Below are 6690 nucleotides of genomic sequence, written 5' to 3'. Positions count from 1 at the left end.
GCTGGTCCATGCAGGAAATCCGCCGCATCGCCACCCGCCTGGCACAGCGCCTGATCGATCCGGCACAGATCATTGCCTGGTCATGTTGGCGAAGGGCTCATCAGACCGGGGCCAGGCGGGCTCATCTCATTTCCAAAATGCAACTGTAGTGCTAGGCAACAAGGGCGTTTTCTGGTGAAAGACCAGTTTCTACTGACCGTCACGATTTGAGGAAATATTGCTGGCCAATGCAACAATGGACATCTGCTCGCCAACATCAGCATGACCAATATCTACGACCGGCTCCACGCGCGATCGCAGGATAGATACACCGGCTTCCAAGGTGCGCTATTAAGCACTGGGGCCGCCCGTCAATTCACGGGAAAATCCTTGCAAAGCGGCATCAGTTTTTGGTCCGAACACTGCTCGGCGTCGGCCAGGGCCTGGCGCCACTGTGCACATAACGGCTGGAGATCGGCTTCCTGCTCGGCCCGGTGCAACCATTGCAGGCAGTCATGCCAGTCGCCCAACGCCGATTGCGCTGCCTTCAATCGCTTGGGTGTCCCGGCCGTCAGGGTAGACAGCTCGGGATAGACCTCGTCGGTGTAGCGCACCCGCTTGATCAAGACACGCAGCCGGTGGCGGTCATGGGCCGGATCGCGCAGCCCTTCGGCCAGCTTGCGCTGTTGCTTCACCAGCCGCTTGCGGATGTGCTTGCGCAGACCCTTGAGATCCCCAGCCCGCTCGGCCTGACGACAGACTGCCGGCCATGCCTCCAGGGCATTGCGCAACAACAGCCATTCGGAACTGGCCAGCAGTGCATCGCGACCGGCTTCCAGCTCCAGCTTGCGGGACGCGCTCAAGTCCGACAGACCGCGGGCATCCAGTTCCTGCAGCAAGACCTCGGTGTCGCGTAGAGGCGTACTCAAATGGCCTACTGCGGCAGCAGCAACCTCCAGCGTATCGATATCGGACAGGCCACGCAGGGGACGCAACACGCTGCGCAACTGGCGCACAGCGACGCGCAGATCATGCAGCGCCTCGTCATCGCTGCGTGCTCGCAACCTGGCGCTGCAGGCCTGCAGCGCGACATCCAATCGCACAACATGCTTGATCAGCTGATCGACTACCATCCCTACTCTCCCGAACAGCAGGCGTGGCCAGAGTGACCAGAAAGCGTAGGAGCCCGTCAGGCGTACCACCCGATCACAACTACTGCTCGTATATCACCTCATCACAGCTTGCTGGCAGAGGATGCGGAGCATGCAGTCGCGCTTGCAACTGCTCGACAAAAGCTTCCGCTTCTATCTGGCTTGTAAAGTGTATCTTGTGGCTATCCAACCAAACTGCCCAACCGGTTTCACCACTGATTTTTTCTATTTTGACTATCATTGTGGAGCCCAAGAAAGTTGAAAGACGCTGATTTTTTTTGCAATCAATTGCTTAGCTCTCAACTGAGGCAATACTGATTATACGCTATCGCATACGCCATCCCGACAGCATTGGTTTACGTTGCGCAATCTCTCGAGGCGATCGAGCAGTTCTTGCGGAATTCGTTCCTCCACCCACGTCGCACCGGCATACACAACTCCTTCGTTGCCATCGAGGGTGATGAGATCACCTTCCCGTAGATCCTGGCCGCCGATGGAGACGACGCGCTTCGCCTCCTCGATCGCCAGGCTTTCGCAGCCGACCAGGCACACCTTGCCCAGCTGGCGCGCCACTACCGCGGCGTGGGAGGTGCGCGCACCCCGCTGGGTCAGCAGGCCATCGGCCAGATTGAGAGCAGCGAGGTCGCTCGTCTCGGCATCGCGTCGCAGCAGCACCACCCTGGCGCCGGCCGTCTTGCGTTCCCGTACCCGCGCCTCATCCAAGGCGATCTCACCGCACACTACTCCGCTGGCCGCACTGGCCGCACGGGCAAGCGGCACGAGAGGCTGGCCCTCTTCGGCTGCCACCATCCGCAATACGAGCGCCCGAGCATCGAGCGATCGGGTTCTTTCAAGCGCAATTTCCTGCGAGATGATGCCCTGATCGTGGAGATCAAGCGCAATGCGCGCTGCCGCCTGCTGCGTGCGCTTGCCGTCGCGCGTCTGCAGGAGGAAAAGCTGGCCATCCTGCACGGTGAATTCGAAGTCTTGCATGTCGCCAAAGCCTTTCTCCAACTGCGCGGTGGCACGCAGCAGGGCCTCCCAGACCTGTGGCGCCACGGCGGCCAGCTCATCCTGCCCCTGTGCGCTGTGGCGGCCACTCACGACATCCTCGCCCTGGGCATTGAAGAGGAAATCGATCCAGGGCAAGGGCTCGCCATTGCTCGGGTTGCGGGTGAAACCCACGCCTGATCCGGACATTCCGCCCGCATTGCCAAACACCATCCGCTGTACCGTCACCGCCGTTCCCAGGGAGTGCGACAGATCGTGCAGTTCGCGGTAGGTGTGGGCCTTGTCGCTGTACCATGAGGCGAAGACGGCGGCAATCGCCTCACGCAGTTGAACCTGAGCATCCTGCGGGAAAGCTTCGCCGACCTCCCGTACATAGGTGGCCAGATGGCGGTTAGCGACTTCACGGAGGGCGGCGAAATCGAGTTCGCGTTCGTCATTGTCGCCGCGTACGGTATTGAGATCCGCTTCGAAGTGTCGCCCGTCGATACCGGCAACCACTTCGCCGTAGCCGGCGATCAGACGGCGGTAGGCATCCCAGGCGAGACGGGGATTCCCGGTGAGCCGCACCAGACCGGGCAGGGTCGCCTCGGTGAGGCCGATGTTGAGTAACGTTTCCATCATCCCCGGCATGGAAACTGGTGCTCCCGAGCGTACCGACAGCAGTAGCGGGTGCCGCGCATCGCCAAATCCGAGACCGGTATGCTGCTCCAACGTCTGCAGCGCCTCCTGCCAGAGCGAGGGGGCGACCTCCGCCTGCCCGCACCAGCCCGTGCCGATGACGAAGGCCGGCGGCACAGGCAGACCCAGTTCCGCCATGCGGACGAGATTCCAGGCCTTGATACCCAGGGAGGCCGGAGATGCAGACTCGGGTAGCGCTGCGCTGCCACCGATGAACTGGATCAGTTTGAGCGGGCTCTGCTCGGCGGTCGTTTGAAGGGATTCAAGTCGCGGAGTCATACCCCGCTCCCCAGGCGGCTGAAGGCCAGCTTGCGCAGGCCATAACCGGTAGCGAGCAGCGCGTCGGTGGATTGCTCGAGGGCATTGGCGAAATCGGTACTCAGGTTCAGCGTCGCGGCATCGGAAACGTGCTCGGACAGCATCCGCCGAACCTCACGCAGCAGGTTGTCGCACTGGCGCTCGGCATTGAGTACCCGCCACAACGCGGCGACAAACTCCTCATGGTCCTCCCCACTGCTCTGCTCCCCGAGCGTGCAGGCAATGGCGAGCGCCCTCACATGGTCCTGAGTGGCCGCGAGGACCTCTCCGGCCAGTCGCCGCATCACCTGATGCACGTCACCTTGCCAGCCTTGGTGGTGATTGTCGGCGATCAGCGACAGGAGGAAAATCGCCTCCTCGAGATAATCGGCCACATCGTCGGCACGCTCGATCAAACGGCTGAACGGTTCCCAGCGCGGATGACGCTCGGCGCGGGTACGTGAGTGTATTACCAGCAGGTCGGCTTGGCGCTCCCATTCCTTGGCGCGCTCGGCCAGTTTGCGCGCAGCCTTCCGGTCACGCTGATGTCCATGTGCAAGAGCATCGCGCACGCCCTCGGCGAGCACATGACAGTACGCCGCATGTTCGGTCAACAAATCGAATTCGTCGCGCCGCCGCCGCATATGACGTACCAGCAGCAGCCGCGTTTCGTCCGCGATCAGCGCGACGGGCTGTCGCTGCTGCATGGCCTGGCTGGAGAGTTGCAATACCTCGACGAGAAAGGCCTTCGCCTGCGCGGTGCCCATCACTTGGTCTAGGCGGTCGCCGATGTGGAAGTAGTCGGCACCCAAGGCCTGCATGGCCGCGTAGATCAGGCGTTCGCCTCCAGCCACCAGCCAGGCCATGTGTCCCACCTCGCGATGCGCCGCTTCGATGAGGATGTCCACCGCTTCGGGCTTGCTGACGAACTGCACCAAACGCTTGCGGGCGCGGTTCCAGTCGATCAGGAAGACGATGCACGAACCGATGCCTTCCAGGATGTGCTGCAGCGCAGCCTCGTCCTGGCAAGCGAAGGTCGCGGTGCCGACATGGTAGGATTGTCCCGCGTTGAGACCCACCGTGGTACGCGTTTCCAGCTCTGACCAGCTCGCCCCGAGCTCGGCCAGCATGGCCTGGAAGAAGGCGAAGCGCTGGCGGTGCAGGTCAGAATAGATCAAGGCGATACCCAAGCCCTCCACTTGAACCACCAGCACATGGACGTCGTTGGCACCGATATCGTTCTGCAACAGCAGGCGCCCATTGCCGCGGGTGGCGGCGGTATCGAGGCCTGGATGGTCCAGCTTGAGCACGCGGGTGCGATTGAGTCCGCGCATGAACGCGGCAACCCGAGGGCGATCCTCGTCGTTCAGCTGCCAGACGTGTGCGCCATCGATAGTCTCGCTCGACAACTCGACCGCCATGCGGTTGAGTGCCTTGTGTAGATCCATCACCAGCAGGTGCAGGCTGTCCTCCGTCCCGCGCTTGCCGCTGGTCAGCACCTTCAGTTGCGCGGCCTCGAGCGTATCGTCCGTCAGCGCATCGAGCCAGGCGCACCACTGCTTCACCCGGCTGTCCAGTTCGGATTCGGCGGCGCCTTCGAGTAGTGGGCGCGCCATGATGCGCAGATCGTCCCGTAGCAAGGCAGCAACACGAGGAAGGTCGGGAATGTGCAGAGCTTTGCCTTCCCGGTAAGCCGTGCCAGGCAAGTCCTTGAGCCAGGAGGCGCCGACTTGCGCGCTGGCCAGTTCACGGCTCAGATCCAGCAGCGCCGCATGCGGCTGCTCGGCATGGGACTGGGCGGCCTGCAGCACCGTCAGATACAGCTTCAGCCGGTCATTGGCTGCCAGCGCTGCGGTGATCCAGGCCGGGCGCAACAACTGCATCTGCCCCAGAGACGCGACGACATCGAGTTTCTCCATGCGGCCCCCAGGTTCACAACCGCAAGCGTGGTGCTTGGCAATTTTACGTCGCTAGTTATTTCAATCCTGTGGCCATCATCAGTCTGCCTGACGGGCAAGCCGGCTCCCCCATCGACCATCCGCTTGGCTTTCTCGCGTTCAAGTGCAAAGGAGCTGGCGTGGCTCAGCAGGTTATCGTAATTGATCGCCTGCTCGGCGCTGCCCTCTTGCGTGGCCAGGAAAGGTTCCTGCATCAATAATTGCCGCGATAGGTGGAGTGCACATTGGGGGCGTCGTGACCGACTTTATGCCTTCTTGGGATAGTCGAGTATGACTTTTGTAGGCTTAATCTTGCCGATGTCCGCCCACGATTTCGCAGCGAAATCGAATTTGGCGACGGCGCACGTCGGCAGGTGGTCGATCTTGCTCGAGAGGCGATGTGCCAGTTCGTCCAGCGCGGGATTGTGGCCAACCAGCATCACCTGCTTCAGCTTGTCATCAAGCGTTCGAATGACCTCGAGCACATCATCCGCCTGGGAGGCATACAGCTCATCATTCACCACGATATCCTTGCACCTGTAATCGAGCATCTTGGCAATGACCTCCGCCGTTGCCAGCGCGCGTATCGCCGGACTCGACAGGATCCGATCGGGCTTCACATCCCGCTTCGCCAATCGTTTGCCCATTTTGGGCACATCGCTCTTACCCCGGTCCGTCAAGGGCCGGTCTTGATCGGGCAAGGTAACCTCGTCCTTACTCGACTTGGCATGACGAACGAGAAATAGCGTTTTCATTGCACTCATCCCTTGTACGTCCGGAAGGAAAAGCCCATTTCCATTGTAGATCATGCTTGAGCGGCACAATCGCAATCGTCTTTCGGCTCGCAACCAAGGGCGGCATCCACGACAGCACTGATTCAACCTAACTGTTCAGTCCCGGAGAGCCATGGTGCATCCTTTTCGTGTCGGCGATGCGGATCAGCTCGCGAAGATCTGCACCAGCTCTTCGAAAATGCCTGCCTCGATCCAGCCCGGGTCTGCTGGTAGACCACCTACCAGGGCGGCAGGTCGTGAGGCATCTCGCGCCAGAGCAGCCCACCACGAGCAATGTAGCGCAAGGCATTGAAGACCTCGCGCACGCTATGGACGCGATGGGCGGAGGATTCAGGCATCAGCGCCAAATAGGGTGCCACGAAGGCCCATTCTCGTCGCTGACATCGGTTGAGTGAGGGTTTCGGGTTATCGTCTGCATGAGTGCAAACGATAAGCAAATCAGGGATTAATAACAGACTCTTAGGCCACTGATCATGGACCTGCTTTGGGCAAATGAAGCTATGACCAGCCTGGGCCGATCATGCCCCTGTTAGTTCCAGAGGTCACAGTACCCGGCGGCGCCAGTCTTCCCAGGTAATGACCACAGTCGCGGAGCGCGGTCGCTTGTCCGGGCCGTCCGGCCAGGTCTCGGTGGGGTGTTGGATGTTGAGGAACAGTGTGCGGAAGTCCGGGGTGGCGGTGATGCCGGTGACCTCGCAGCCCACGGGGCCGACCAGGAAGCGCTTCAGTTCGCCGCTCTCGGGATCGGCCACCAGCATCTGGTTGTTGCCGAACGGCCCGTCGCTCAGTTGGCTACCGCTCATGTCGGTCTGGATCCACAGGCGTCCCTCGGGGTCGAACCAG

Annotated in this window: 5 protein-coding genes and 1 pseudogene; all 6 read right to left on the bottom strand. The window is 61.3% G+C overall.

What is annotated here, in order from left to right; translation table 11 throughout:
• Positions 1 to 350 precede the first annotated feature (350 nt).
• Positions 351 to 1112 carry a CHAD domain-containing protein gene (locus tag ACYVD0_RS04100; protein WP_460425623.1) on the bottom strand — a complete coding sequence of 254 codons (762 nt, stop codon included), beginning with the start codon at positions 1110 to 1112 and terminating at the stop codon, positions 351 to 353.
• A 336-nt stretch (positions 1113 to 1448) separates the two neighbouring features.
• The gene (locus ACYVD0_RS04095; RefSeq protein ID WP_460425622.1) at positions 1449 to 3098 is read right to left on the bottom strand and encodes a pyruvate, phosphate dikinase; all 1650 of its coding nucleotides are present in this window, start codon (positions 3096 to 3098) and stop codon (positions 1449 to 1451) included.
• Positions 3095 to 5035, bottom strand: coding sequence for a phosphate transport regulator (locus ACYVD0_RS04090; RefSeq protein WP_460425621.1), 1941 nt, complete (start codon positions 5033 to 5035; stop codon positions 3095 to 3097). Before ACYVD0_RS04090 ends, ACYVD0_RS04095 begins: the two co-directional genes overlap by 4 nt.
• A gap of 284 nt (positions 5036 to 5319) precedes the next feature.
• On the bottom strand, positions 5320 to 5808 hold the full coding sequence (locus ACYVD0_RS04085; protein ID WP_460425620.1) for a SixA phosphatase family protein: 489 nt from the start codon (positions 5806 to 5808) through the stop codon (positions 5320 to 5322).
• Between the two features lie 260 nt (positions 5809 to 6068).
• A pseudogene (locus tag ACYVD0_RS04080) lies at positions 6069 to 6265 on the bottom strand (transposase); the annotation flags it as partial.
• 124 nt (positions 6266 to 6389) lie between these two features.
• Positions 6390 to 6690 (bottom strand): alkaline phosphatase PhoX (locus tag ACYVD0_RS04075; RefSeq protein ID WP_460425619.1); only part of this gene is annotated, 301 nt, incomplete at its 5' end.

It is taken from the genome of Azotobacter armeniacus (assembly GCF_054779355.1).
Note: the sequence above shows the minus strand (reverse complement) of the source record. Positions and strands in the feature narration are given on the sequence as shown.